Origin of the sequence: Paraburkholderia sp. WC7.3g, assembly GCF_050436345.1 — a bacterium.
Taxonomy (GTDB): Bacteria; Pseudomonadota; Gammaproteobacteria; order Burkholderiales; family Burkholderiaceae; genus Paraburkholderia; species Paraburkholderia podalyriae.
This window is the reverse complement of sequence record NZ_JBNDMA010000002.1, coordinates 951848-975506: the sequence shown is the minus strand read 5'-3', so window position 1 is coordinate 975506 and position 23659 is coordinate 951848. Positions and strand designations below refer to the sequence as shown.

General features: G+C 64.8%; 21 protein-coding genes. 11 read left to right on the top strand and 10 right to left on the bottom strand.

The window, feature by feature from the left end:
- Window positions 1-4 precede the first annotated feature (4 nt).
- On the bottom strand, window positions 5-1147 hold the full coding sequence (locus OKW43_RS16030; protein WP_187633907.1) for a Re/Si-specific NAD(P)(+) transhydrogenase subunit alpha: 1143 nt from the start codon (window positions 1145-1147) through the stop codon (window positions 5-7).
- A gap of 340 nt (window positions 1148-1487) precedes the next feature.
- On the opposite strand from OKW43_RS16030, the gene OKW43_RS16025 reads away from it, so the two are divergent.
- From OKW43_RS16025 to OKW43_RS15990, 8 genes are all read left to right on the top strand, one after another.
- Window positions 1488-1967 (top strand): NUDIX hydrolase, encoded by a 480-nt coding sequence (locus OKW43_RS16025; protein ID WP_187633908.1) that lies wholly within the window; start codon window positions 1488-1490, stop codon window positions 1965-1967.
- Between the two features lie 58 nt (window positions 1968-2025).
- On the top strand, window positions 2026-3279 hold the full coding sequence (gene mnmA / locus OKW43_RS16020) for a tRNA 2-thiouridine(34) synthase MnmA (RefSeq protein WP_187633909.1): 1254 nt from the start codon (window positions 2026-2028) through the stop codon (window positions 3277-3279).
- Between the two features lie 271 nt (window positions 3280-3550).
- Window positions 3551-5161, top strand: a complete 1611-nt coding sequence (locus tag OKW43_RS16015) for an FMN-binding glutamate synthase family protein (protein WP_187633910.1) — start codon at window positions 3551-3553, stop codon at window positions 5159-5161.
- Between the two features lie 181 nt (window positions 5162-5342).
- On the top strand, window positions 5343-6350 hold the full coding sequence (gene glyQ, locus OKW43_RS16010) for a glycine--tRNA ligase subunit alpha (RefSeq protein ID WP_187633911.1): 1008 nt from the start codon (window positions 5343-5345) through the stop codon (window positions 6348-6350).
- Between the two features lie 15 nt (window positions 6351-6365).
- On the top strand, window positions 6366-8468 hold the full coding sequence (gene glyS, locus OKW43_RS16005) for a glycine--tRNA ligase subunit beta (protein WP_429448389.1): 2103 nt from the start codon (window positions 6366-6368) through the stop codon (window positions 8466-8468).
- Window positions 8469-8478: 10 nt separating this feature from the next.
- Entirely contained in the window at window positions 8479-9033 is a 555-nt protein-coding gene (gene gmhB / locus OKW43_RS16000) for a D-glycero-beta-D-manno-heptose 1,7-bisphosphate 7-phosphatase (RefSeq protein ID WP_429448387.1), read from the top strand.
- A gap of 39 nt (window positions 9034-9072) precedes the next feature.
- Complete coding sequence (locus tag OKW43_RS15995; protein WP_187633914.1) at window positions 9073-9831, top strand: lysophospholipid acyltransferase family protein; 759 nt, start codon at window positions 9073-9075, stop codon at window positions 9829-9831.
- 48 nt (window positions 9832-9879) lie between these two features.
- Window positions 9880-10773 (top strand): M48 family metallopeptidase, encoded by an 894-nt coding sequence (locus tag OKW43_RS15990; protein ID WP_429448385.1) that lies wholly within the window; start codon window positions 9880-9882, stop codon window positions 10771-10773.
- A 51-nt stretch (window positions 10774-10824) separates the two neighbouring features.
- Here OKW43_RS15990 and OKW43_RS15985 read toward each other — a convergent pair whose 3' ends face one another.
- The 5 genes from OKW43_RS15985 to OKW43_RS15965 all read right to left on the bottom strand — a co-directional run bounded on the left by OKW43_RS15985 (window position 10825) and on the right by OKW43_RS15965 (window position 14693).
- Window positions 10825-11574: an IclR family transcriptional regulator gene (locus tag OKW43_RS15985; protein ID WP_187633916.1), complete on the bottom strand. Its 750-nt coding sequence runs from the start codon at window positions 11572-11574 to the stop codon at window positions 10825-10827.
- Between the two features lie 99 nt (window positions 11575-11673).
- Entirely contained in the window at window positions 11674-12426 is a 753-nt protein-coding gene (locus OKW43_RS15980; protein WP_312892583.1) for an amino acid ABC transporter ATP-binding protein, read from the bottom strand.
- The gene (locus OKW43_RS15975; RefSeq protein ID WP_429448382.1) at window positions 12423-13067 is read right to left on the bottom strand and encodes an amino acid ABC transporter permease; all 645 of its coding nucleotides are present in this window, start codon (window positions 13065-13067) and stop codon (window positions 12423-12425) included. The genes OKW43_RS15980 and OKW43_RS15975 overlap by 4 nt, the downstream gene beginning before the upstream one ends.
- 21 nt (window positions 13068-13088) lie before the next feature.
- Window positions 13089-13805 carry an amino acid ABC transporter permease gene (locus OKW43_RS15970; protein WP_187633918.1) on the bottom strand — a complete coding sequence of 239 codons (717 nt, stop codon included), beginning with the start codon at window positions 13803-13805 and terminating at the stop codon, window positions 13089-13091.
- Window positions 13806-13856: 51 nt separating this feature from the next.
- The gene (locus OKW43_RS15965) at window positions 13857-14693 is read right to left on the bottom strand and encodes a transporter substrate-binding domain-containing protein (RefSeq protein ID WP_429448380.1); all 837 of its coding nucleotides are present in this window, start codon (window positions 14691-14693) and stop codon (window positions 13857-13859) included.
- A gap of 354 nt (window positions 14694-15047) precedes the next feature.
- On the opposite strand from OKW43_RS15965, the gene gloA reads away from it, so the two are divergent.
- On the top strand, window positions 15048-15443 hold the full coding sequence (gloA, locus tag OKW43_RS15960; protein WP_187633920.1) for a lactoylglutathione lyase: 396 nt from the start codon (window positions 15048-15050) through the stop codon (window positions 15441-15443).
- Between the two features lie 136 nt (window positions 15444-15579).
- Window positions 15580-16554, top strand: a complete 975-nt coding sequence (locus OKW43_RS15955; RefSeq protein WP_187633921.1) for a DMT family transporter — start codon at window positions 15580-15582, stop codon at window positions 16552-16554.
- Window positions 16555-16568: 14 nt separating this feature from the next.
- On the opposite strand, the gene rsmA is transcribed toward OKW43_RS15955, so the two are convergent.
- The 4 genes from rsmA to OKW43_RS15935 form a co-directional block, all read right to left on the bottom strand.
- A complete protein-coding gene (gene rsmA, locus OKW43_RS15950) occupies window positions 16569-17417 on the bottom strand; it encodes a 16S rRNA (adenine(1518)-N(6)/adenine(1519)-N(6))-dimethyltransferase RsmA (RefSeq protein ID WP_187633922.1) in 849 nt (282 codons plus the stop codon).
- Between the two features lie 108 nt (window positions 17418-17525).
- Window positions 17526-18536: a 4-hydroxythreonine-4-phosphate dehydrogenase PdxA gene (gene pdxA, locus OKW43_RS15945; protein ID WP_429448377.1), complete on the bottom strand. Its 1011-nt coding sequence runs from the start codon at window positions 18534-18536 to the stop codon at window positions 17526-17528.
- A gap of 13 nt (window positions 18537-18549) precedes the next feature.
- A complete protein-coding gene (locus tag OKW43_RS15940; protein ID WP_429448375.1) occupies window positions 18550-19914 on the bottom strand; it encodes a peptidylprolyl isomerase in 1365 nt (454 codons plus the stop codon).
- 65 nt (window positions 19915-19979) lie between these two features.
- Complete coding sequence (locus tag OKW43_RS15935) at window positions 19980-22352, bottom strand: LPS-assembly protein LptD (RefSeq protein ID WP_187633925.1); 2373 nt, start codon at window positions 22350-22352, stop codon at window positions 19980-19982.
- 224 nt (window positions 22353-22576) lie between these two features.
- Here OKW43_RS15935 and OKW43_RS15930 point away from each other — a divergent pair, with 224 nt between their 5' ends.
- The gene (locus tag OKW43_RS15930) at window positions 22577-23656 is read left to right on the top strand and encodes an aminoglycoside phosphotransferase family protein (protein WP_429448372.1); all 1080 of its coding nucleotides are present in this window, start codon (window positions 22577-22579) and stop codon (window positions 23654-23656) included.
- The last annotated feature ends 3 nt before the right edge of the window (window positions 23657-23659 follow it).

Genomic DNA, 23659 nt, shown 5'->3' with positions numbered 1-23659 from the left:
CCTCCTAGGCTTTGCGCGTGACCTGGCCGTCGCGGGCCAGCAGCGTGGCCGCGACGATGTCGTCCGCGAGATCGATGTTCAGCGTGGCTTCCTTCGTGACGATCAGCTTCAGGAAGTCGAGCAGGTTGCGCGCGTACAGCGACGACGCGTCGGCGGGCACCATCGCGGCGAGATTCGTATAGCCGACGATCTGCACGCCATGGCGCACCACCACCTGGTCCGCCTCGGTCAGCGGACAATTGCCGCCGCGCCGGCCATCGACTTCCGCGCCGCGGCCGGCCGCGAGGTCGACCAGCACGGAGCCTGGTTTCATCGCCTGCACGGTGTCGACCGACAGCAGCGTCGGCGCCGGGCGGCCCGGAATCAGCGCGGTCGAGATCACGATGTCGGCCTGCTTTGCACGCTCGTGCACCAGCGCCGACTGGCGCGCGAGCCACGACGGCGGCATCGGCCGCGCATAGCCGCCGACACCCTGCGCGGCGTCGCGTTCTTCGTCGGTTTCATAGGGCACGTCGAGAAACTTCGCGCCGAGCGATTCGATCTGCTCCTTGACGGCTGGGCGCACGTCGGACGCCTCCAGCACGGCGCCGAGGCGCTTCGCGGTCGCGATCGCCTGCAAGCCGGCCACGCCCGCGCCCAGAATCAGCACCCGCGCGGCCTTCACGGTGCCGGCCGCGGTCATCAGCATCGGCATGAAGCGCGGATAAAGGGTCGCCGCGAGCAGCACCGCCTTGTAGCCGGCGATATTCGCCTGCGACGAGAGCACGTCGAGGCTCTGCGCGCGTGTCGTGCGCGGCGCGGCTTCGAGCGCGAACGCGGTCACGCCGGCCGCGGCGAGTTTGCCCGTATTGTCGGCGTTGAACGGGTCGAGCATGCCGACGAGCGTCGCGCCGCGCTTCAGAAGCGGCAGTTCGGAATCAGTGGGGGATTGGACTTTGAGGACGAGATCGGCGCCGAACGCGGTGGCGGCATCGACGATTTCCGCGCCCACGGCCGTATAGGCGTCGTCGGGAAAGCTCGCGCCGGCGCCCGCGCCGCTCTGGAGCGTGACCCGGTGCCCTTGCGCCACGTACTTCTTGACCGTTTCGGGCGTCGCGGCAACGCGGGTTTCATGCGCGCGCGTCTCGGCTGGCACTCCGATGTGCATCGTGGTTCCTCCTCGACTTCCTGTTTGACGGCAGATCCGCCGACGAGGCTCGCCGGCTTGCAGATGCAACGGCTAATGCAGGGCCTCACTTTAACCGAAACCGCCACGGCGCAGAAATCGGGGTCGATGCGAATGCGCGGTAGACCGCCAAATTGTTGCCGATCTGCCGCGAACCGGCCGCGAATCCGGTGTGAACCTGCTCTGAACCTGCTCTGAACCTGCTCTGAACCTGCTGTGAACCCGGTGTGAACCTGTTGCTAGCCACCAGTGGTCGCCGCCCCGCCCCAGCGCCCGCCCGCCGCCCGGCAGCCGGCGCGCATAACCGGTAAAATGCGCACCCATGAAACCGGAAACCTGGGTGCCGCACGTGACCGTCGCGGCGATCGTCGAGCGTCACGGGCGCTTCCTGCTGGTCGAGGAACACACCACCGCCGGCCTGCGCCTGAACCAGCCCGCCGGCCACCTCGAGGCGGGCGAAACGCTGCTGGAAGCGGTGGTCCGCGAAACGCTCGAGGAAACCGCCCATCCGTTCGCGCCCGAGGCGCTCGTCGGCATGTACATGACCCACATCGAGCGACCGGACCGCGCGGGCACCACTTACCTGCGCTTCACCTTTTGCGGCGCGGGCGGCGAGCCGGACCCGGCGAGCTCGCTCGATGCGGACATTGTCCGCACGCTGTGGATGAGCGCCGAAGAGTTGCGCGCGTGCCCCGATCGGCATCGCACGCCGCTCGTGATGCAGTGCATCGACGATTACCTGGCCGGCCGGCGTTTCCCGCTCGACTTCGTGCATACGCATTCGGTCGGGCCGAAGCGGTAAGGCCGTCACTAGCGGCCCCCAAGATCCATGCAGTCATGCAGCACCCAGTGAGTACCTTATGAGCAAGCGTAAAGTCGTAGTAGGCATGTCGGGCGGCGTCGATTCGTCGGTTACCGCGTGGCTGCTGAAGGAACAGGGCTACGACGTGGTCGGCCTGTTCATGAAGAACTGGGAAGACGACGACGACAGCGAATACTGCTCGACGCGCCAGGACTGGATCGACGTGGTGTCGGTGGCGGATCTGATCGGCATCGACGTCGAGGCGGTCAACTTCGCGGCCGAGTACAAGGACCGCGTGTTCGCCGAGTTCCTGCGCGAATATTCGGCCGGCCGCACGCCGAACCCGGACGTGCTGTGCAACGCCGAAATCAAGTTCAAGGCCTTCCTCGATCACGCGATATCGCTCGGCGCGCAGACCATCGCGACCGGCCACTATGCGCGCGTGCGCGAGAACGACGGCCGCTTCGAGCTGCTGAAGGCGCTCGATCATACGAAAGACCAGTCGTACTTCCTGCATCGGCTGAACCAGGCGCAGTTGTCGAAAACCCTGTTCCCGCTCGGCGAAATTCCCAAGACGAAAGTGCGCGAGATCGCCGCGCAGATCGGCTTGCCCAACGCGAAGAAGAAGGATTCGACCGGCATCTGCTTCATCGGCGAGCGGCCTTTCCGCGACTTCCTGAACCGCTATCTGCCGACCAAACCGGGGCCGATGAAGACCATCGACGGCAAGATCGTCGGCGAACACATCGGCCTCGCGTTCTACACGTTCGGCCAGCGCAAGGGCATCGGGCTCGGCGGCAGCAAGGACGGCAGCGGCGAGCCGTGGTTCGCCGCCGGCAAGGACATTCCGACCAATACGCTGTACGTCGCGCAGGGGCACGATCATCCGTGGCTGCTGTGCGATACGCTGTCGGCGGGCAACACGAGCTGGGTCGCGGGCGAGCCGCCGGCCGACGGCTTCGTGTGCGGCGCGAAGACGCGCTACCGGCAGGCCGACGCGCGATGCACGTTCAACGCCGCGACGGCTGGCGGTTCGGGCGAAGGCCTGTTCGAGCTGACCTTCGACGCCGCGCAATGGGCCGTCACGCCGGGGCAATCGGCGGTGCTGTACGACGGCGACGTGTGCCTCGGCGGCGGCATCATCGAACGCGCGATAACCGGGCAGCCGGCCGAGCTGCCGCAGGATCAGGCGCCGAAACAGACCCGCGCGCAGCGTCGCAAGCAGGCGCACAAGCCAAAGCAGCCGCAGGGCCCATCTCAGGACGAGCCTCAAACCCCGCGGCAAAAAGCGGCGCTGCTCGGCGCGCGTTGAGCGATGCATCACGGCGAGCGCGGCGGGTCGCACCACGCCGACACGCGCGCGCTGCACACGCCATTCGCCTCGCGCCCCCCACTCGATGCAGTCACACACGCTTCACCTTCGCGTGCAACGCTGGCCTTCATTCTCAGGCCTTATCTTCGGGCTTCCCCGCTCCGCGTCACGCCGCGACCTGCGGCCGCCAGTTTCCCTTCGCGACGGATTCCGTCCGCGCCCCTCGCGCAGACGAGCCCGCCGCAATGATCTTCACCGCACTGGAGTCCCCATGTTTTCTCGACGCTATCTGGCCATGTGGTGCGCCATCGCGCTCACCGCGGTATGTGCCGCGCTCGCCGCGACGCATCGTCTGTCGTGGTTCTGGATCATCGTGCCGGCCGCGCTCGTCGCGCTCGGCGTGTTTGACCTGACGCAACAGCGCCACGCGATCCTGCGCAATTACCCGCTGTGGGGCCACCTGCGTTTCATTTTCGAATTCATCCGTCCCGAGATCCGTCAGTATTTCGTCGAAGACGATACCGACGAGAAACCGTTCTCGCGCGCGCAACGCAGCATCGTCTATCAGCGCGCGAAGAACGATGTCGACAGCCGCCCATACGGCACGCGGATCGACGTGAAGGCGGTCGCGCACGAATGGATCAGCCACTCGCTCGCGCCGACCACGCTCGACGGTCACGACTTTCGCATCGTCGTCGGACCCGATCGCGCGCAGCCGTATTCGATGTCGATCTTCAACGTGTCGGCGATGAGCTTCGGCTCGCTATCGGCCAATGCGATCATGGCGCTGAATCTCGGCGCGAAGAAAGGCAACTTCGCGCACGACACCGGCGAAGGCTCGATGTCGAAATATCACCGCGAACATGGCGGCGACATCATCTGGGAAATCGCGTCCGGCTATTTCGGATGCCGTAGCGACGACGGCAGCTTCAACGCCGAAAAATTCGCCAGGCAGGCCGCCGAACCGCAGGTAAAGATGATCGAGGTGAAGCTGTCGCAGGGCGCAAAGCCCGGTCACGGCGGCGTGCTGCCGGCCGCGAAGATCACGCCCGAAATCGCCGAGACGCGCGGCGTGCCAATGGGCCGCGACTGCATCTCTCCGGCGACACATTCCGAGTTCTCGACGCCGCGCGAGCTGCTCGAATTCGTCGAGCGGCTGCGCACGCTGTCGGGCGGCAAGCCGACCGGTTTCAAGCTTTGCATCGGGCATCCCTGGGAATTCTTCGGTATCGCGAAGGCGATGCTGGAAACGGGCATCCTGCCGGACTTCATCGTCGTCGACGGCGCGGAAGGCGGCACCGGCGCGGCGCCGCTCGAATTCACCGATCACGTCGGCGTACCGTTGCAGGAAGGGCTGCTGCTCGTGCACAACACGCTGGTCGGCATCGGTCTGCGGCAGCGCATCCGCATCGGCGCGAGCGGCAAGATGATCACCGCGTTCGATATCGCGAAAACGCTCGCGATCGGCGCGGACTGGGTCAACGCGGCGCGCGGCTTCATGTTCGCGGTGGGCTGCATCCAGGCGCAGACCTGCCATACCGGCCGCTGCCCGACCGGCGTCGCGACCCAGGACCCGGTGCGCCAGCGCGCGCTCGTCGTGCCGGACAAGGCCGATCGCGTGTACAACTTCCACCACAACACGCTACACGCGTTACGGGAAATCATCCAGGCCGCCGGGCTCCGGCATCCGGCGGAACTGCGCGCGCATCACATCGTGCGGCGCGTGTCCTCGCATGAGGTGCGGCTGATGTCGGATCTGCTCAAGTATCTCGAACCGAACGATCTGCTCAACGGCAACTATCGCTATACGCTGTTCGAGACGTACTGGCCGATCGCGCAAAGCGATTCTTTCTCGCCGAAGGCGGAGTTGGCGGCGAGCTGAGCGTACGCGCGGCGGCTTGCCGCGCCGCCTGTCGCCCAAAAGCCGCATCGCGGCCCGTCCGACCCGCAAAACGGGCCGCCCCCCTTCCTTTCCGTTAAAATCTCGGGCTTAGCACTTCGCTCCACGGCCCCCTCGCGCGCTTACGCGCACGCGGCACGGCCCCATGCCCGAAAGGCACTTCATGCTCACGTTTCAGCAAATCATCCTGACCTTGCAGTCCTACTGGGACAAGCAGGGCTGCGCGTTGCTCCAGCCGATCGACATGGAAGTCGGCGCGGGCACGTCCCACGTCCACACGTTCCTGCGCGCGATCGGCCCCGAGCCGTGGCGCGCCGCCTACGTGCAGCCGTCGCGCCGCCCGAAGGACGGCCGCTACGGCGAGAACCCGAACCGTCTGCAGCACTACTACCAGTACCAGGTGGTGCTGAAGCCCGCGCCGGAAGACATTCTCGACCTGTACCTCGGCTCGCTCGAAGCGCTCGGCTTCGACCTGAAGCAGAACGACGTGCGTTTCGTCGAGGACGACTGGGAAAACCCGACGCTCGGCGCATGGGGTCTCGGCTGGGAAGTGTGGCTGAACGGCATGGAAGTGACGCAGTTCACGTATTTCCAGCAGGTCGGCGGTCTCGACTGCAAGCCGGTGCTCGGCGAAATCACCTACGGTCTCGAACGCCTCGCGATGTATCTGCAGAAGGTCGAGAACGTCTACGACCTCGTCTGGACCGAGTGGGAAGAACAAGGCCCGAACGGCCCCGAACTCCGCCGCCTGACCTACGGCGACGTGTATCACCAGAACGAGGTCGAGCAGTCCACGTATAACTTCGAGCACGCGAACGTCGATCTGCTGTTCACGTTCTTCAACAGCTACGAAGCGGAAGCGAAGCGCATGATCGATGCGCAGCTCGCGCTGCCCGCCTATGAACTCGTACTCAAGGCCGGCCACACGTTCAACCTGCTCGACGCGCGCGGCGCGATTTCGGTCACGGAACGCGCGGCGTACATCGGCCGGATTCGCGCGCTGTCGCGTGTGGTCGCACAGGCCTATTACGACTCGCGCGAAAAGCTCGGCTTTCCGATGCTCGGCAATCCGGTGCACGGTGTGCCCGGCCTCACCACCGACGCGCAGGACGCCGCGATGCCCGCGTGGGCGCCGCCGCTGAAAGTCGAACGCAAGATCGACCAGGACTGACGAGAACTTCAACCAATGACTCAATCTCAACACGCTACCCTGCTCGTCGAGCTGCTGACCGAAGAACTGCCGCCGAAGGCGCTCGCGCGTCTCGGCGACGCCTTCGCCGAAGGCATTGCGCAGCGCCTCGCGGCGCGCGACCTGATCGAAGGCGAGCAGCCGTCGTTCGAACGCTTTGCGACGCCGCGTCGCCTCGCGGTGACGATTCACAACGTGCGCGCGGTCGCGCCGGAAAAACACGTGCGCGAAAAAGTGCTGCCCGTTTCCGTCGCGCTCGACAAAGACGGCCAGCCCACCGCGCCGCTCGCGAAAAAGCTCGCCGCGCTCGGCTTCGCCGACTTCACGGTGGGCGACCTCGAACGCGCGCCGGACGGCAAGGCCGAAGCGTTCTTCCTGCGCTACGCGGCGCCGGGCGCGACGCTCGCCGATGGCCTGCAAGGCGCGCTCGACGAGACGCTCGCGAAGCTGCCGATTGCAAAGCCGATGACCTATCAGCGTCCGGACGGTTCGAGCGTGCAGTTCGTGCGTCCGGCGCATCGTCTGACCGCGCTGCACGGCGAGGAAATCGTGCCGGTCAGCGCGCTCGGCATCGACGCCGACGACACCACGCTCGGCCACCGCTTCCTGTCCGAAGGCTTCGTGCAGATCCAGCACGCGCAGTCGTACGCTGAAACGCTGGAACACAGGGGCCGCGTGATCGCGAGTTTCGCGAAGCGCAAGGAAGCGATCCGCTCGCAACTCCTCGCGCAAGCCGGTGGAGACAAGGTCGTGATGCCCGAAGCGCTGCTCGACGAAGTGACGTCGCTGGTCGAATGGCCGGTCGTCTATGAGTGCCGCTTCGAGGACGAATTCCTGCAGGTGCCGCAGGAATGCCTGATCCTGACGATGCAAACGAACCAGAAGTACTTCGCGCTGACCGACGCGAACGGCAAGTTGCGCTCGCGCTTCCTGATCGTGTCGAACATCGAGACCGCGACGCCGGTCGAGATCGTCGAAGGCAATGAGCGCGTGGTGCGTCCGCGTCTCGCCGACGCGAAGTTCTTCTTCACGCAGGACAAGAAGAAGCCGCTCGCGGATCGCGTGCCGCTGCTCGCGAACGTGGTCTATCACAACAAGCTCGGCTCGGCGCTGCAACGTGTGGAGCGGCTCGAAGGACTGGCCGGCGCGATTGCGACACTGATCGGCGCCGACGTCGCGCTCGCGAAGCGCGCCGCGCGCCTCGCGAAGGCCGACCTGATCACCGACATGGTCGGCGAATTCCCCGAGCTGCAAGGCACGATGGGCACGTACTACGCACGCCACGACGGCGAGCCGGAAGAAGTCGCGCTGGCGTGCTCGGAACACTACCAGCCGCGCTTCTCCGGCGACGCTTTGCCCACCACCGCGACCAGCACCGTCGTCGCGCTCGCGGACAAGCTCGAAACGCTGGTCGGCATCTGGGGCATCGGCCTGCAACCCACCGGCGAGAAAGACCCGTTCGCGCTGCGCCGTCATGCGCTCGGCGTGCTGCGCATTCTGGTCGAGAAGCAATTGAACGTCGACTACGTCGAGCTGCTGCGCGCCGCTTATGCGCAATTCGCCAGCGTGCCGAACGTCGCCGATTCGACCGACGCGATCTACGAGTTCAGCATGGACCGCCTGCGCGGCCTGCTGCGCGAACGCGGCTATGCGGCGGGCGAAATCGACGCGGTGCTCGCGCTGAACCCGACCCGGCTCGACGACATCGTCGCGCGCCTCGACGCGGTGCGCGAATTCGCATTGCTCGCCGAAGCGGCATCGCTGGCGGCGGCCAACAAGCGTATCTCGAACATCCTGAAGAAGTCGGAAGGCGTGACGAACGGCGCCGTGCAGCCTGGATTGTTCACCGAAGCAGCGGAGAAGGCGCTCAACGCGCAGCTCGAACAGGTGACGCCGCGCGTGCAATCGCAACTGGCCGTGCGCGACTACACCGGCGCGCTGACCGCACTGGCCGCGCTGCGCGAGCCGGTCGACACGTTCTTCGATGACGTGATGGTCAACGCCGAAGATCCGGCGTTGCGCGCGAACCGCCTGGCTCTGCTCGGCGCGCTGCATCAGCAGATGAACTGCGTCGCCGATATTTCCCGACTCGCCGCCTGAGCACCGCGCCATGCCGATCAAGAAAGTGGTGATCCTCGACCGCGACGGCGTGATCAACGTCGACTCCGACGCGTTCATCAAGTCGCCGGATGAATGGGTCGCGCTGCCCGGCGCGCTGGAAGCGATCGCGCGCCTGAACCAGGCGGGCTATCGCGTCGCGATCGCGACGAACCAGTCGGGCATCGGCCGCGGTCTGTTCGACATGGACGCGCTGAACGCGATGCATCTGAAGATGCACCGGATGGCGGCAGCGGTCGGCGCGCGCATCGAAGCGGTGTTCTTCTGCCCGCACACGGCGGAAGATCACTGCGAATGCCGCAAGCCGAAGCCCGGCATGCTGAAGATGATCACCGAGCGGTTCGAGGTCGATCCGGCGCATACGCCGACGGTCGGCGATTCTCTGCGCGATCTGCAGGCGGGCGCGGCGCTCGGTCATCCGGTGCATCTGGTGCTGACCGGCAAGGGTCGCAAGACCCTCGCCGCGGGCGGCCTGCCCGAAGGCACGATCGTTCACGACGACCTGCGCGCGTTCGCGCTCGACTTTCTCGCCGACGCTCAGGAATAAACGCGCGCACCGCGCTCCCAACCCTCTCCGACCACGCCGATGCGCTTTATCCGCTCCCTGCTGCTGCTGATCTATTTCGTTGTGGTCACGGTGCCGTACGCGACCGCGTGCTTCATCGCCTTCCCGTTCCTGCGCGCGGAAAACCGCTACTGGATGGCGGCCGGCTGGTGTCGCCTCACGCTGTGGGCGGTGCGCTACCTCAATGGCATCCGCTACCGTATCGAAGGTTTCGAGAACCTGCCCAACGGCCCGGCCGTGCTGCTGTCGAAGCATCAGTCGGCGTGGGAAACGCTCGCGTTTCCGGCAATCATGCCGCGCCCGCTGTGCTATGTGTTCAAGCGCGAGCTTTTGTATGTGCCGTTCTTCGGCTGGGCGCTCGGCATGCTGAAGATGGTTCACATCAACCGCAAGGAAGGCAAATACGCGTTCGTATCGGTCACGAACCAGGGCAAGGCCCGCATGGCCGAAGGCGCATGGGTCATCATGTTTCCGGAAGGCACGCGCACGCCGACCGGCAAGCAGGGCAAGTACAAGACCGGCGGCGCGCGCTTCGCGATCGCGACCGGTGCGCCCGTCGTGCCGATCGCGCACAACGCGGGCCGCGTGTGGCCGCGCAACTCGTTTCTTAAATATCCGGGTATAGTCACGGTGTCGATTGGCAAGCCGATCGACACGACGGGGCTCACGCCCGACGAAGTGAACACGCGCGTCGAGCAGTGGATCGAAGCCGAGATGCGCCGCATCGATCCGACTGCCTATAGCGCGGCGGCCAATGGTTCCGCCGCCGCTCCCATCTGACGCGCCACGCCCTCGAAGCCCGAAGGCGTATTGCGCGAAGCGAAGCCGATGCAGAAGTCTCCCACGCCGCAGCCCGCCGCGGCGCTCGAAAACCGGCAGCTCGATCTCCCGCTCTTCGCCGAGCCGGGGTCGACGTCGTCGTCTCCTTCACCTTCCGCACCGGGTTCATTGGGCTCAGCGCCGGCCCTGCCGCCCGCCGCGCCGCTTGCGCCAGACGGCAGCAAGCTGCGCAGTCTCTCCATCGGCTCACGCACGCTGCATTACGCGCTCAAGCGTTCCGCGCGCCGCTCGATCGGCTTTGCGATCGACAGCAGCGGCCTCACGATCACCGCGCCGCGCTGGGTCACGCTCGCCGATATCGAAACCGCGATCACCGAAAAACAGCGCTGGATTTTTACGAAGCTGATCGAATGGCAAACGCGCGTCGAGCAGCGCGCGCTGCCGAAGATCGACTGGAAAGACGGCGCCGAAGTGCCCTACCTCGGTCAGCCGGTGCGCGTGACGCTCGGCGCGCCGCAAGGCATGCTCGCGTTCAGCGCCGAACACGGGTCGCTGCAATTGCCGCTACCGTTGCAAGCCGATCAGCAGCAGATCAAGGATCGTGTGCAGGGCTGGCTGCAAGGCGAAGCGAAGCGGCTGTTTGGCGAGCGTCTGGCGATTTACGCGCAGAAGCTCGGCGTCGACTATCGCGCGTATGCGTTGTCTTCGGCGGCGACGCGCTGGGGCAGTTGTTCGAGCGACGGCAAGATCCGCCTGAACTGGCGGCTGATTCACTTCCCGCTGCCGATCATCGATTACGTCGTCGCGCACGAGCTGGCGCATCTGCGCGAGATGAATCACAGTCCGCGCTTCTGGCAGACGGTCGAATCGATTTTTCCGGAATTCCGCGAGGCGCGGCAGACACTGAAGTCGCATCCGCCGGAGTTGTTGCCGACGCTTTGAGGCCGGGCAGCGAACCGCTCACCCGCTCACCCGCGCATCGAACGCAACCCGCTATCGCTGCGAGAGCGCCTTCGCGGACTGCAAAAGATCGTCGAGCATCGCGCCGCGTCTGTCCGGGCTCGTGTCGCGGCCGGTCATGAAACACAGCGCCGCAATCGGCAGGCTCGCGCGATCGCGAATCGGCGCCGCCATGCAAAGCCTGAACGCATTCGAGAGTCCTTCGGTGCAGCAATAGCCCTGTTCTTTGGCGGCCTGCACGTCCTTCAGGAATTCGTCGAATTCGATATTCACCCCGTTGTCGAGGATGAAATCTTCGGCCGGAATCAGTGCGCGAATCTCGTCGGCGTTCAGGTGACCTAGCAGCAGACGTCCGGTGGCGGTCCATGGAATCGGCACTCTGACGCCGATGTCCGAACTGATGTTGAATGGCCGCGCACTGTTCTCGGACAACACGACCGTGTACTTGTTGCCTTCCAGCATGCACAGCTGCGCGGTCTCGTCGTACTTCCTCACCAATGCCAGAATGGATTGATGCGCGCGGCTGATCAGATCGTTGTGCGTTGCATAGTCGGACCCATAGTAGTGCATCTCGCGCCCGAAGAACACGCTCCCATCCGCGGCCGTTTCGAGCCAGCCCACCTCCGCGAGAATCGCAACGAGCTCGTAGATGCTCGAACGCGGTGCACCGGTCGCCTCAATCAACTCGCGCATCGTCAGTGGGCGTTGGGCGATATGCAATTGCCTGAACATTGCGATGACGCGGTCCACGCCTCTCGCCCGTGACGATTCTGTAACAGCCATGCATTCACTCCGTAACGCGTTCATTCGACCGGTTGTCTTTCAAGCGACGTGAGTCTATCGCGCGGCAGACCCGCGAAAGCGACTTTCACACCGCGCTGGTCAATGGTCGAGAACTCTATGCAGAAACTGCCGGGTGCGTTCGTTCGCGGGATTGACGAAGATCTGCTCCGGGTCGCCCTGCTCGGCGATGACGCCCTTGTCCATGAACACCACACGGTCGGCGGTCTTGCGGGCAAAGCCCATTTCATGCGTGACGACGACCATCGTCATGCCGTCGCGCGCGAGTCCGCGCATCACCTCGGTGACCTCGCCGACCAGTTCCGGGTCCAGCGCGGACGTCGCCTCGTCGAAGAACATGATGCCGGGCTCGACCGCGAGCGCTCGCGCAATTGCCACGCGCTGCTGCTGACCGCCCGACAGCTGGCTCGGATAATGTTCCGCGCGGTCCGCGAGCCCGACACGCTCGAGCGCGTCCATCGCGCGCTTGCGCGCGTCGGCCGGACGCATGCGGCGCGCCTTGATCAGCGCGAGCGTGACGTTGCCGAGCGCGGTCTTGTGAGGAAACAGATTGAACTGCTGGAAGACCATGCCGACGTGGCCACGAATCTCCCGTGCCCGACGCGGATCATGCAACGGCACCTCGTTGACCCAGACCTCACCGGAGTCGGTCGTCTCCAGTCCCGCCATGATGCGCAGCACGGTGCTCTTGCCCGAGCCGGACGCGCCGATCAGCACCAGCACTTCACCCGAGCGCACCTCGAGGTTGATTTCGTTCAACACGCGGGTCGAACCGAATGCTTTACTGACGCCCGTCAGTGAAATGATGGGTCTGGGTTGGCTTTGGTTACTCACGACAATCTCCTGCGGTCATGGTGGCGTACCCATTGCGAGAGCGGGAAGCACACGGCGAAGTAAACGAGCGCGACGAGTCCGTAGATTTCGACGGGCTTTCCGATCCGGTCGACGATGGCCTGGCCACCGTGCATCAACTCGGACATGCCGATCATGCTGACGATCGACGTGTCCTTGATCAGCGACAGATACTGACCGACGAGCGGCGGCAGCACGATCTTGCCGGTCTGCGGCAGCACGACGAACGAGAACGCCTGAGCCCGCGTCAAGCCAAGGATTTGCGATACCTCCCATTGGCCCTTGGGTACCGACTCGATCCCTGAGCGGAAGACTTCGGCGATGTACGCGCCCTGGTACACGCTCAAGCCGATCGCGCCAGCTGCGAACACGTCGATCGCATAACCGAAGTACGACACGCCGAAATAGATGAACATCAGCGTGATGAGTACCGGCGTGCCACGAAACAGCTCGGTATAGAGTCGGGCGATGCGGGACGTGCCCCACGGTCCGAACGAGCGCAATACCGCGGCGAAAAGGCCGATCAGCGTGCTGCCCACGATGGCCGCAACGGAGAGCAGCAGCGTCGTCAACAGACCTTGCAGCAGGATGGAGAAACTGGTTTTCAGCAATTCGACTGACATGATCCAACTCCAATCCGGTAATCAGGCCCGCTTCGTCCGGCGCATGAAACCTCCGCCGAAACCGGTGCGCGCCGGCATCGCGAGGGGAGGATGAAAGATCCGCGCTCCAAGCTGGCCCGCAAGCCAGGACAGTACGTTACTGAGCACGAGATACGCGACGAGCGTCACGCTGAACGTCTGAAGGTAGAGAAGCGTGCGCGAGTTGATCACGGTCGCCGTGCCGGTCAACTCGGGCAACGCAATGGCGGACAGCAGCGAGGTACCGAGCAGCAACTGGATCAGGTAATTGACGATGGCCGGATAGACCGCGCGGGTGGCCTGCGGCAGCACGACCTCGGCGAAGATCTGCGCGGGCTCCAGTCCGAGAATGCCGGCGGCCTCGAGTTGGCCGCGCGGCACCGACTGTATGCCGGCGCGGAACACTTCCGACAGGTAGGCACCAACGTTCACGCCGAGTGCAATGACGCCCGCCCAGTATGCGTCGAGCGAAATACCCGCCGATGGCAAGCCGAAGAAAACGATGAAGATCTGCAGGAGCACAGGCGTATTGCGGATGATCTCAACGTAGCCACGAGCAATCCACCGAATCAGCGCGAGCGGAGAAGCACTGGCGAGCGCGGTCAGCAAACCAAGCAGTACCGCCAGGACGAATGCCAGCACGGTCACCTGCAAGGTCAGCCAGCTCGCGCTCAGGAACTCGGGTACGTAGCCCCACAAAGTCAGCCACTCGTAACTCATCGCGTACTCTCCACCGTTCGGGCTTCGTCAGATATCGGCATCTGCCGCTCGTTAAAATTGCGGATTGAGCGGGTAGCGCGGATCGGTGCCGAACCACTTGTTGTAGAGCTGCGCGTTCAGCTTCGATCCATTGATGTTGAAGAGGAACAGATTCAGGTAATTGAGCCATTCCTGATCACCGGCCTTGACCCCGAACGCGTTGTATTCGAGCGGCACCAGCGCTTCGTTCGTCACCGCGAGTTCAGGGTCGAGCTTGGCCTGATACGCAAGGAAGTTGTTGTCCTCGATCATCGCGTCGGCCTGCCCCTGCTTAACGGCGAGAATCGCGGCCTGCGAGCTGTCGTACTCCTGGATCTTGATCGGGATATTCAACGAGCGAACTTCGTCGCCGTTGGTCGAGCCCTTGACCGTCGCAATCGTGCGACCGCCCATGTCCTTGACCGACTGAACGCCGCTATTTTTTCTGACCAGCAGCGCTTCGCTGGCCACCACGTAGGGGGCCGTGAATTCGATCACCTTCGCGCGCTCCAGATTCCGCGTGAAATTGCAGAACACGACGTCCACTTTGCTGGTCTGCAGGTTCGGAATCCGGTTCGCGCTCGTCGTATTCACGACCTCGAGCTTCACCCCCATCTGCTTCGCGAGTTCCTTCGCGAGGTCCACGTCATAGCCGTCCGGTTGGCCGTCCTTGTTATAGAACCCGAATGGCGCGAACGTCAGGCAGTCGCCGACGCGCAGCGTGCCACGCTGCAACACGGCCTGAAGCGTCGACGGCGATGCCGCTGCGCTCTGCTCCGGCGTGGAGACCTTGGTGCAGCCAGTGATTGCCAGCAAGCCAGCGATTGCGAACGGAAAGGCGGCTTTGGCGCCTCGTTGGGCAAGTTTCATGTGCAGGGTCCTAAGCGCAGAGGAGTATTCCGGAGCGGACGAATCGGCTTCAGCGCCTTTCGGCACGCTCGAAACTCGCCGGGTCACGCTGGGTTGTCCGATATATCAGACCACGATCTGACAAATCGGATTGAAGATGAGTTTTGGGCACGAATATCAATCGGGCAACTGGACACAACCCCTATTGCCGCCTGTTTTTTGTCCGAATATGTCGGATTCGAAGCAGGGACGCGGAGCGTGGTGCTGGAATCCGCGGGACGGCCGCGCCGCGCCGCTTCGCGCCGAGGTTTGAGGCAATCATTTACAATTGCCGCAAGTCAATGCATTTATCGACCAACCACTAAAGGACTATTCATGCGAATCTTGCATACCATGCTTCGAGTCGGTGATCTGGACGCGTCGATCCGTTTCTACACGGAAGTTCTCGGCATGCGCCTGCTTCGAAAGAGCGACTATCCGGACGGCAAGTTCACCCTCGCATTCGTCGGCTACGAGGACGAATCGGAAGGCGCGGCGATCGAACTCACTCACAACTGGGACACGAGCAAGTACGACCTCGGAACCGGCTACGGCCACATCGCGCTCGAGGTCGACGACGCGTATGCGGCGTGCGATGAAGTGAAGAAACGCGGGGGTGTGGTGACTCGCGAGGCGGGACCCATGAAACACGGCACGACGGTCATCGCGTTCGTCGCCGATCCGGACGGCTACAAGATCGAGCTGATCCAGAAGAAGGGACGCGTCGACTGATGCCCGGTGGCGCGCAGGAGTCGCGCTGCGATCGACTTTGACCGCCGGTGCTTGCTATCGTATGGCCTGCGTCGCGCACCGGACCCGCCGGCTCGCCGCGCCCTCTTCACGTCGCCGCATCGCCACCACATCGTCCATGAGCACCACCACCGTCCTGCCCACGCGCCGCGCCCCGGATAGCTTTGCGATCCTCCTGATGGTCGGCCTCTGTGCCATCTGGGGACTTCAGCAGGTCGCGATCAAGACCACCAATGCGGCGGTGCCGCCGGTCTTTCAGGCGGGGCTGCGCTCGACGATCGCGGCGGTGCTCGTGTGGGCGTGGGCGCGCTCGCGCGGCACACCGCTCTTTCGCGACGACGGCACGCTCGGCGCGGGCCTGCTCGCGGGCATGCTGTTCGCAACCGAATTCATTTGCATCTTTCTCGGCCTGACGCTGACGAGCGCGTCACGCATGGCGGTGTTTCTTTACACGGCACCGTGCTTCACGGCGCTCGGCCTGCACTGGTTTGTCGACGGCGAACGGATGCGCCGCATTCAGTGGCTGGGCATTATCGTCGCGTTTGCCGGGATGGCGCTCGCGTTCGCGGACGGCTTCCTGCATGCCGGTCCACACGCCGGTCCTGGCGCAGGTCCGGGCGCAAGCGCGTCTCACGGCTCGACGCTCGCGGGCGCCGCCGGGGATGCGCTCGGTGTGCTCGCCGGCATCGCATGGGCCGCGACTACCGTCGTGGTGCGCGGTTCGCGGCTCGCGCATACGAGCGCGAGCAAGACCCTGTTCTATCAGCTCATGGTGTCGGCGGTGGTGCTGCTCGCACTGGCGTTCGGACTCGGCCAGGTGCGCGTGGAAAACGTGACGCCGCTCGCGCTCGCGAGTCTCGCGTATCAGGCAGTGATCGTCGCGTTCGTCAGCTATCTGCTGTGGTTCTGGCTACTCACGCGTTATATTGCGTCGCGTCTGTCGGTGTTTTCGTTTCTGACGCCGCTCTTTGGCGTGACCTTCGGCGTACTGCTTCTGCGCGAGTCGTTCAGCGCGCGCTTTCTGATCGCCGCGCTGCTCGTGTTGGCCGGCATCGCGCTGGTCAATGCGCCGGCGAAGCGGCAAGCGGCTTGAGCGCGGCGCCGCGCTTATTCCGGCGCAGCCGCAGCCGCCGAGTGCGCCGCCACCGCCTGCGCCACGCTCACGTATTCGGCGACCGGCACGTCCTCCGCGCGGCGTTGCAGATCGAAGCCGAGCGCGTCGAAATCGACGGTATCGCGCAGTGCGGCAAGCGCGTTGCGCAGCATCTTGCGACGCTGCGAGAACGCCGCCGTCACCACCTCGCCGAGCACGTTTTCATCGACCACCGCCAGTTCGTGCCGTTCGTACGGGATCATCCGCACGATCGCCGAATCGACCTTCGGTGGCGGCTGGAATGACTCGGGCGGCACATCGAGCTGCTTGTCGATCACGTAGCGGTATTGCAGCATCACCGAAAGGCGGCCGAACGCCTTCGTGCCCGGCTCCGCGACCATCCGCTCGACCACCTCGTTCTGCAGCATGAAGTGCTGATCGATCACGCGCTCCGCGAACGTCGCCAGATGAAACAGCAGCGGGCTCGAAATGTTGTACGGCAGATTGCCGACGATGCGCAGCGACGCCTTGTCGCCGGGTGCCGCGAGCGAGCCGAAGTCGAACTCGAGCGCGTCGCCCGCGTGCAGTTCGAGCAGGTCGCCGAACTTCGTCTTCAGACGGCCGATCAGATCGCGGTCGAGTTCAACCGCGTGCAGCGGCGACTCGGGGGTTGCGAGCCGCTCGATCAGCGGCTCGGTCAGCGCGCCGAGGCCCGGACCGATTTCGACCATGCGCTCGCCGCGCTGCGGCCGGATCACGTTGACGATCGAATCGATCACGCCCATGTCGACCAGAAAGTTCTGACCGAAACGCTTGCGTGCGAGATGGCCCTGGTGCCGGCCTTGCTGTCTGCTGGTGGACATCGAAGAAACGCTAGAAAGAAAACTGCTTGAGAATGAAAGACGTACCGGAGGGAACCCATCGCCGCGCGGCGCGTCACGCGCGCCGCACCCGCTCACATCACCCGCGCGTCAGCCCGCGCGACGATGCTGCGCCATCGACACCGCCGTGTCGATCGCGGCCATCAGGCTGCCCGCGTCGGCGCGGCCGGTGCCGGCCAGATCGAGCGCGGTGCCGTGATCGACCGACGTGCGGATGATCGGCAGGCCGAGCGTCACGTTGATCCCTTCGCCGAACGTCGCGAATTTCAGCACCGGCAGGCCCTGGTCGTGGAACATCGCGAGCACGCAGTCGGCTTCGTCGAGATAGCGCGGCTGGAACAGCGTGTCAGCCGGATACGGACCGCGCGCGTCGATGCCCTCGCCGTTCGCCTGCTGCAACGCCGGCGTGATCACGTCGATTTCCTCGCGGCCCAGATAGCCGTTTTCGCCCGCGTGCGGATTGAGCCCCGTCACGAGGATGCGCGGCGCGGGCAAGCCGAAGTGGTGACGCAGGTCGTGATCGATGATGCGCAGCGTTGCAACGAGGCTTTCGATCGTCAGGGCGGCCGACACGTCCTTCAACGGCAGATGCGTGGTCGCGAGCGCGACGCGCAGCGGCCGCTTGCCGATGCCCGCGAGCATCATCACGACGCGCGGCGTATGGGTGCGCCCGGCCAGATATTCGGTGTGTCCGGTGAACGGCACTCCGGCGTCGTTGATCGTGCTTTTTTGCAGCGGCGCGGTGACGATCGCGTCGAACGTGCCGGCCACCGCGCCGTCGATCGCCGCATCGAGAAGATCGAGCACATAGCGGCCGTTCGCGGCGTCGAGCTTGCCCGCCCGCGCTGGTGTGCCGAGCGCGTGATGCTCGAGCCGCACGCGCGGACCCTGAGCGAGCAACGCGGCCCAATCGACGCCGACCGCGCCCGCCCGCTCAGCGAGTAGCCGCGCATCGCCGAGCACGGTGAACTGCGCGTGAGGCCAATGCGCCGCCGCGCCCGCCAGCGCCTGCGCGGTCAGCTCGGGACCGACGCCGGCGGGCTCGCCGGTCGTGATCGCGATCTGCAGCGGGCGGAGGGTGGACTGGGTAGCGCTCGTCATGGCCTTCGCTCCGTTACTGCACGCTCGCCGTGGTCGGCTTCACTTCGACGTATGCGGTGTCGCGCAGCTCGCGCAGCCAGTCGGCGTAAGCCTGTTCCGCCTTGCGCTGGCCAATGGCCTGACGCGCGAGATCCATCTGCTGCGCAACCGAGCCTTCCGCATCGCGGCGGCCGAGCACCTGGATCAGGTGGTAGCCGTATTCGCTGCGCACCGGCTCGCTGATCTGGTTGTCCTGCAGCGAGTTCATCGCGCGCTCGAACTCGGGCACCGTCTCGCCCGGGCTGATCCAGCCGAGGTCACCGCCTTGCGACGCCGAGCCGTCCTGCGAGTAAGTGCGCGCGAACTTCGTGAAGTCGCCGCCCGCGGCAATCTGGTTGCGGATGTCGAGCAGCTTCTGGCGTGCCTGCGGTTCGGATAGACCGTCGCCGACGCGCAGCAGAATGTGGCGCACATGCGTCTGCACGAGCTTCGGCGCGTCCGAGCTGTTGCCCTGGCCGGCGCGGCGCTCGACGAGGCGCACGATTTCGAAGCCGTCGTTGGTGCGGACCAGATCCGGATTGACCTCACCCGGACGCAATGCCGACGCGGCCTTCACGAACTCGGGCGGCAGCTTCGACGGCGCGAGGAAGCCGAGATCGCCGCCGTTTTTCGACGCGTCCGGCGCCTGCGAATTGGCTTTCGCCAGCTTTTCGAAATCCGCGCCGCCCTTCGCTTCGGCGAGCAGCCCTTCGGCCTTCTTCTGCGCCGCCTCGATGTCGGTCTCCGACGCGTTCAGCGGCGCCTTCACGAAAATGTGCTGCACGTGCAGGTCGTTCGTCTGGCCGACGCCCGGGCCGCGCTGGCTGGCGATGTAGTTCGCGACCTCGGCGTCCGTCACCGTGATCTTGCTATCCACTTCCTTCTCGCGCAGACGCGACAGCGTCAGCTCCGTGCGGGCGTCGTTCGAGAAGGTGGTCCAGGGCACGCCTTGCGCCTCGATGCGCGCGCGATACATTTGGACCGACATGTTGTTCGCCTGCGCGAGACGCTCGAGCGTGCGCTGCACGGCTGCGTCGTCGATGGTGATGCCGTCTTCCTTGGCCTTTTGCAGCTGGATGCGCTCGAGCACCATCTGCGTGAGCACCTGCTGGCGCAGTTGGTCCGCCGGCGGCACCGGGGCGTTCTGCTGGTTCAGCCGGTGCGCGATCAGGCTGGCCCGTTCGTCGAGTTCGCGCTGCGTGATGACACCGTTGTTGACTACCGCGGCGATGGTATCGACCGTCTGGCCGCTATTGCCGCCCAATGCCTGCGCCTGTACCGACGCAACTGGAACGAAGGACGCCGCGGCGGCGAGACCCGCCGCGAGTATTGCCAAGCGAAGCTGTTTCATGATTGCCACAGATACTCCAATGATGTCGGGCGCTTCGCCCGTCTTTTCGCAAGCCGTGAATGACCGGGCGACCGTCATTCGTAATTGGTGAACCGCGACTCCGGCGGCGGCGGCGGCGGCAGCGGTGTATAGCCGGCCACGCTGCTGCGGAACGCGGTCATCAGCCCGTTATCGACGCTCGACAAGCCCTTGAACGTCAACTGCGCCAGAAACCGCGTGCTCGACTGATTCTGTCCCGACGTGTTCAGGCCGTTCGCATAGCGCTGGATGCCGGCGCCGAGCGTCCAGCAGTCCGCGTCGTATTGGAGGCCGATCAGGCCGTCGACGACACGGTGGCCACCCAGGTCGTAATTGAACCGGCCGACCCCGTACATCCGGTGCGACAGCGGCCATTGGCCCGAAATCAGCACCTGATTGATCGGCTGGTTGTCGAGCGTGGTGTTGGCGCGCGTATAGCGGTATGCGACGTTGATGACCTTGCCGCTCTCCGGACTGAACCCGAAACCGACACTCGTTTTCGTGAGCTGGTTATTGTCCGCATTATATTGGAACGCCGTTTCCGAAGCGAAACCGGCGCCCAGCTTGATCGACGCACCCGCGATCAGGTCCGAGTGCGTGGCCTGGGTACTGGTCTGGGTCGGCGTCAGCGTGACGCGCTGATCCTGGAAGTAATACTGCTGCGCGATCACGAAGCGCGCGCGTTCGTCGCCGGTGGACGGGTTGATGAAGCGCGTCGTGAGACCGACGGTCACGCGGTTCGCGTCGGCGATCCGGTCGTTACCGACGAACGTATTCGGCGTGAAGATTTCCGCGAGACCGAAGTCGGATTCGGCGGTATCGAACAGCGGCGCGTTGTTCTGGTTGCGGTACGGCGTGTACACGTAGTACAGGCGCGGCTCCAGCGTCTGGATATAGTCCGCGCCGAAAATGCGCACCGAGCGCTCGAAGATCAGTCCCGTGTCGAACGTGAAGGTCGGGATCGACTCGGTGAAATTCTTCTGCGCCCCCGGCACGTTCGCCAGATCGGTGCCGATGTTGTTCAGGTTGTACGACGCGAAGTGCCACTGCACCTTCGGAGTGACGAAGTAGCCCGGCCCCACCACCGAATATGACAGGTACGGGTTGAACAGCACCCGCTGGCCTTCGCTCAGATCCGCGGTGGTGATGCGGAAGTTCGTGTAGTCGGCCTCGGCGCCGAAATCGAAGCCGCCGATGTTGTACTTCGCGTACTTCACGTTCAACTGCGGCTCGCGGCCGTACGGCGCGACCGACGGCTGCAGCGTCTGCCAGTGCTGCTCACGCGCGAGCACGGACCACGGTCCGTTGTTGTAGGTCAACCCGGCTTCCTGCTGATACAGGAGCTGGGTGCCGTTCATGAACTGGTTGACCGACGACGACAGGTCTTCCGGATAGGTGTTGTCCGAAACCTTGTTGTAATAGATGTAGCCGCCGAAGCCGTTACCGAAATTCTGGTTGTGCTGGATGTACAGCGCGTAGCGGTTGGTCTTCGTCAGGTGATCGTCGGGCAGAAATTCACCGGTGATCGACCCGGAATACGTCGGCGACAGATAGCGGAACGTGCTCTGCAACTGCACACCGCGCTTCGAGATCAGACGCGGCGTGACCGTCAGATCGCGATTCGGCGCGATGTTGAAGTAATACGGCACCGACAGCTCGAAACCGTTCGTCGAGCTCAGCGAGAACGTGGGCGGCAACAGGCCGCTGCGCCGATCGCCCGACAGCGGGAACGACAGCCACGGCGACGCGAACACCGGCACGCCCTGGAAGAACAGCACGCTGTTATAGGCGACGCCTTCGTCCGCGCCGGTGTCGAAATCGAACTCGCTGCCCTTGATGTACCAGGCCGGATTGTCCGTGCACGCGCACGCCGTGTAGGTGCCCTTCGTGAACACCGAGCGCTCGGCGTCGAGCAGGTCGACGCGCTGCGCGCTGCCCGAGCCGCCCGTCAGCGTGAAGCGATACTTCGGCGCGGTCATGAAGCCTTCGGTCGAATCGACGCGCAGATGCGCTTCGGGTCCGATGAAGGTATTGCCGGTATTGATCACGTGGACATTGCCGTACGCATCGGCCATGTCCGTGTCCTGGTCGTAGTGCAGCGCGTCGGCCTTGATCACGGCCGTGTTGTGGCGCACTTCGGCCGAGCCCTTGGCGGCCAGATCCTGGTCGATCGTGCCGCTCGCGTGGTCGCCGAGCACGAAGGTGGCCGGCCGCTGGCCCGTTTGCAACGGATGCTCTTCGAGCTGCGGGGCAAGCTGCATGCCCCACGGCGGGTAGACCGCTTGCGGTTGCGCAGCTTCCCCCGTCAACTGGGCGTGCGCAAGCGCGGGCATCAGACCCGGAACGGCGATCAACGCCGCGACGAGCCGCCTTTTGCGCGGCACTACTGCACAGGAAGGAGTGGTATCGGAAAGCTGTCTGGGCGGCATGTATCGTTTGGCGAGTCGACCCGTGCGCAAGCTTCCGTCGTCACGATCCACCGCCTGCACACCGCGACCCGAAGAGTCGGCTGCATGTCTGGATTCCCAATTTGCCGAGTGATAAGGCGGGCGGTAAAACGGTGCACGCGAAAGCTGGCGTGTGAGTCGCGTCAAAAAAGTCGTGGGGTATTATATGGCAAGACGTTGTCCCCAAGAATTTGCCGCCGCTTTTCATGACGCTGCCTTCCACCCAAGACTTCACCGACACCCGTCTCTCCCTGCTCAAGGCCTGGTTGCAAGGCCACGCGGCGCGCCATGCGCTCGAGCCCGACACCCTCGTTCCGGCCTCGTCCGACGCCAGTTTCCGCCGTTATTTCCGGCTCGCCGGTAAGGCGGCGCAAGGCAATGGCGCGGCCACGCTGATCGCCGTCGACGCGCCGCCGCCCGAAAAATGCCGCGAATTCGCGCAGATCGCGCAATTGCTCGAGGCCGCCGGCGTGCACGTGCCGCGCGTGCTCGAGGTCGACTTCGACGCGGGCTTCATGCTCGTCACCGATCTCGGCACCGCGTCGTACCTCGGCGCGCTAACCGACGCGCAGGCCGCGGGCGACACGCGCGCGGCTCGCACGCTGATGCGCGACGCGCTCGACGCGCTGATCCGCTGGCAGCTCACGTCGCGCGAAGACGTGCTGCCGCCGTTCGACGAAGCGTTCCTGCACCGCGAGATGGAGCTGATGCCCGAGTGGTTCATCGGCCGGCACCTCGGCCGCGAGGTCGACGCCGCCACGCGCGCGCAGCTCGATCGCACGTTCGCGCTGCTGATCGCGAGCGCGCGCGCGCAGCCGCAAAGCTTCATGCTGCGCGATTTCATGCCGCGCAATCTGATGATCGCCTCGGCGCCCAACCCGGCGAACCCCGGCGTGCTCGACTTCCAGGACGCGGTGTACGGACCGATTACGTACGACGTCGTATCGCTGCTGCGCGACGCGTTCCTCAGCTGGGACGAGGCGTTCGAGCTCGACTGCTTCGCGTACTACTGGGAGCGCGCGAAAAAAGCCGGCCTGCCGGTCGATGCCGATTTCGGCGAGTTCTACCGCCAGCTCGAATGGATGGGACTGCAGCGGCACATCAAGGTGCTCGGCCTGTTCTGCCGCATCAACTACCGTGACGGCAAGGCGCACTACATGAACGACCTGCCGCGCTTCATCGGCTATGCACGCAAGGTGGCGGAGCGTTACGCGCCGCTGCGCGGGTTCGCGAAACTGCTCGACGACCTCGACGGCCGCGCGCAGGAAATCGGCTACACCTTCTGACCG

What these genes read in the sequence shown, in the direction of transcription:
- OKW43_RS16030 (WP_187633907.1), bottom strand. Translation starts at nt 1,147, where the DNA reads ATGCACATCGGAGTGCCAGCCGAGACGCGCGCGCATGAAACCCGCGTT.
- OKW43_RS16025 (WP_187633908.1), top strand. Translation starts at nt 1,488, where the DNA reads ATGAAACCGGAAACCTGGGTGCCGCACGTGACCGTCGCGGCGATCGTC.
- mnmA (WP_187633909.1), top strand. Translation starts at nt 2,026, where the DNA reads ATGAGCAAGCGTAAAGTCGTAGTAGGCATGTCGGGCGGCGTCGATTCG.
- OKW43_RS16015 (WP_187633910.1), top strand. Translation starts at nt 3,551, where the DNA reads ATGTTTTCTCGACGCTATCTGGCCATGTGGTGCGCCATCGCGCTCACC.
- glyQ (WP_187633911.1), top strand. Translation starts at nt 5,343, where the DNA reads ATGCTCACGTTTCAGCAAATCATCCTGACCTTGCAGTCCTACTGGGAC.
- glyS (WP_429448389.1), top strand. Translation starts at nt 6,366, where the DNA reads ATGACTCAATCTCAACACGCTACCCTGCTCGTCGAGCTGCTGACCGAA.
- gmhB (WP_429448387.1), top strand. Translation starts at nt 8,479, where the DNA reads ATGCCGATCAAGAAAGTGGTGATCCTCGACCGCGACGGCGTGATCAAC.
- OKW43_RS15995 (WP_187633914.1), top strand. Translation starts at nt 9,073, where the DNA reads ATGCGCTTTATCCGCTCCCTGCTGCTGCTGATCTATTTCGTTGTGGTC.
- OKW43_RS15990 (WP_429448385.1), top strand. Translation starts at nt 9,880, where the DNA reads ATGCAGAAGTCTCCCACGCCGCAGCCCGCCGCGGCGCTCGAAAACCGG.
- OKW43_RS15985 (WP_187633916.1), bottom strand. Translation starts at nt 11,574, where the DNA reads ATGGCTGTTACAGAATCGTCACGGGCGAGAGGCGTGGACCGCGTCATC.
- OKW43_RS15975 (WP_429448382.1), bottom strand. Translation starts at nt 13,067, where the DNA reads ATGTCAGTCGAATTGCTGAAAACCAGTTTCTCCATCCTGCTGCAAGGT.
- OKW43_RS15970 (WP_187633918.1), bottom strand. Translation starts at nt 13,805, where the DNA reads ATGAGTTACGAGTGGCTGACTTTGTGGGGCTACGTACCCGAGTTCCTG.
- OKW43_RS15965 (WP_429448380.1), bottom strand. Translation starts at nt 14,693, where the DNA reads ATGAAACTTGCCCAACGAGGCGCCAAAGCCGCCTTTCCGTTCGCAATC.
- gloA (WP_187633920.1), top strand. Translation starts at nt 15,048, where the DNA reads ATGCGAATCTTGCATACCATGCTTCGAGTCGGTGATCTGGACGCGTCG.
- OKW43_RS15955 (WP_187633921.1), top strand. Translation starts at nt 15,580, where the DNA reads ATGAGCACCACCACCGTCCTGCCCACGCGCCGCGCCCCGGATAGCTTT.
- rsmA (WP_187633922.1), bottom strand. Translation starts at nt 17,417, where the DNA reads ATGTCCACCAGCAGACAGCAAGGCCGGCACCAGGGCCATCTCGCACGC.
- pdxA (WP_429448377.1), bottom strand. Translation starts at nt 18,536, where the DNA reads ATGACGAGCGCTACCCAGTCCACCCTCCGCCCGCTGCAGATCGCGATC.
- OKW43_RS15935 (WP_187633925.1), bottom strand. Translation starts at nt 22,352, where the DNA reads ATGCCGCCCAGACAGCTTTCCGATACCACTCCTTCCTGTGCAGTAGTG.
- OKW43_RS15930 (WP_429448372.1), top strand. Translation starts at nt 22,577, where the DNA reads ATGACGCTGCCTTCCACCCAAGACTTCACCGACACCCGTCTCTCCCTG.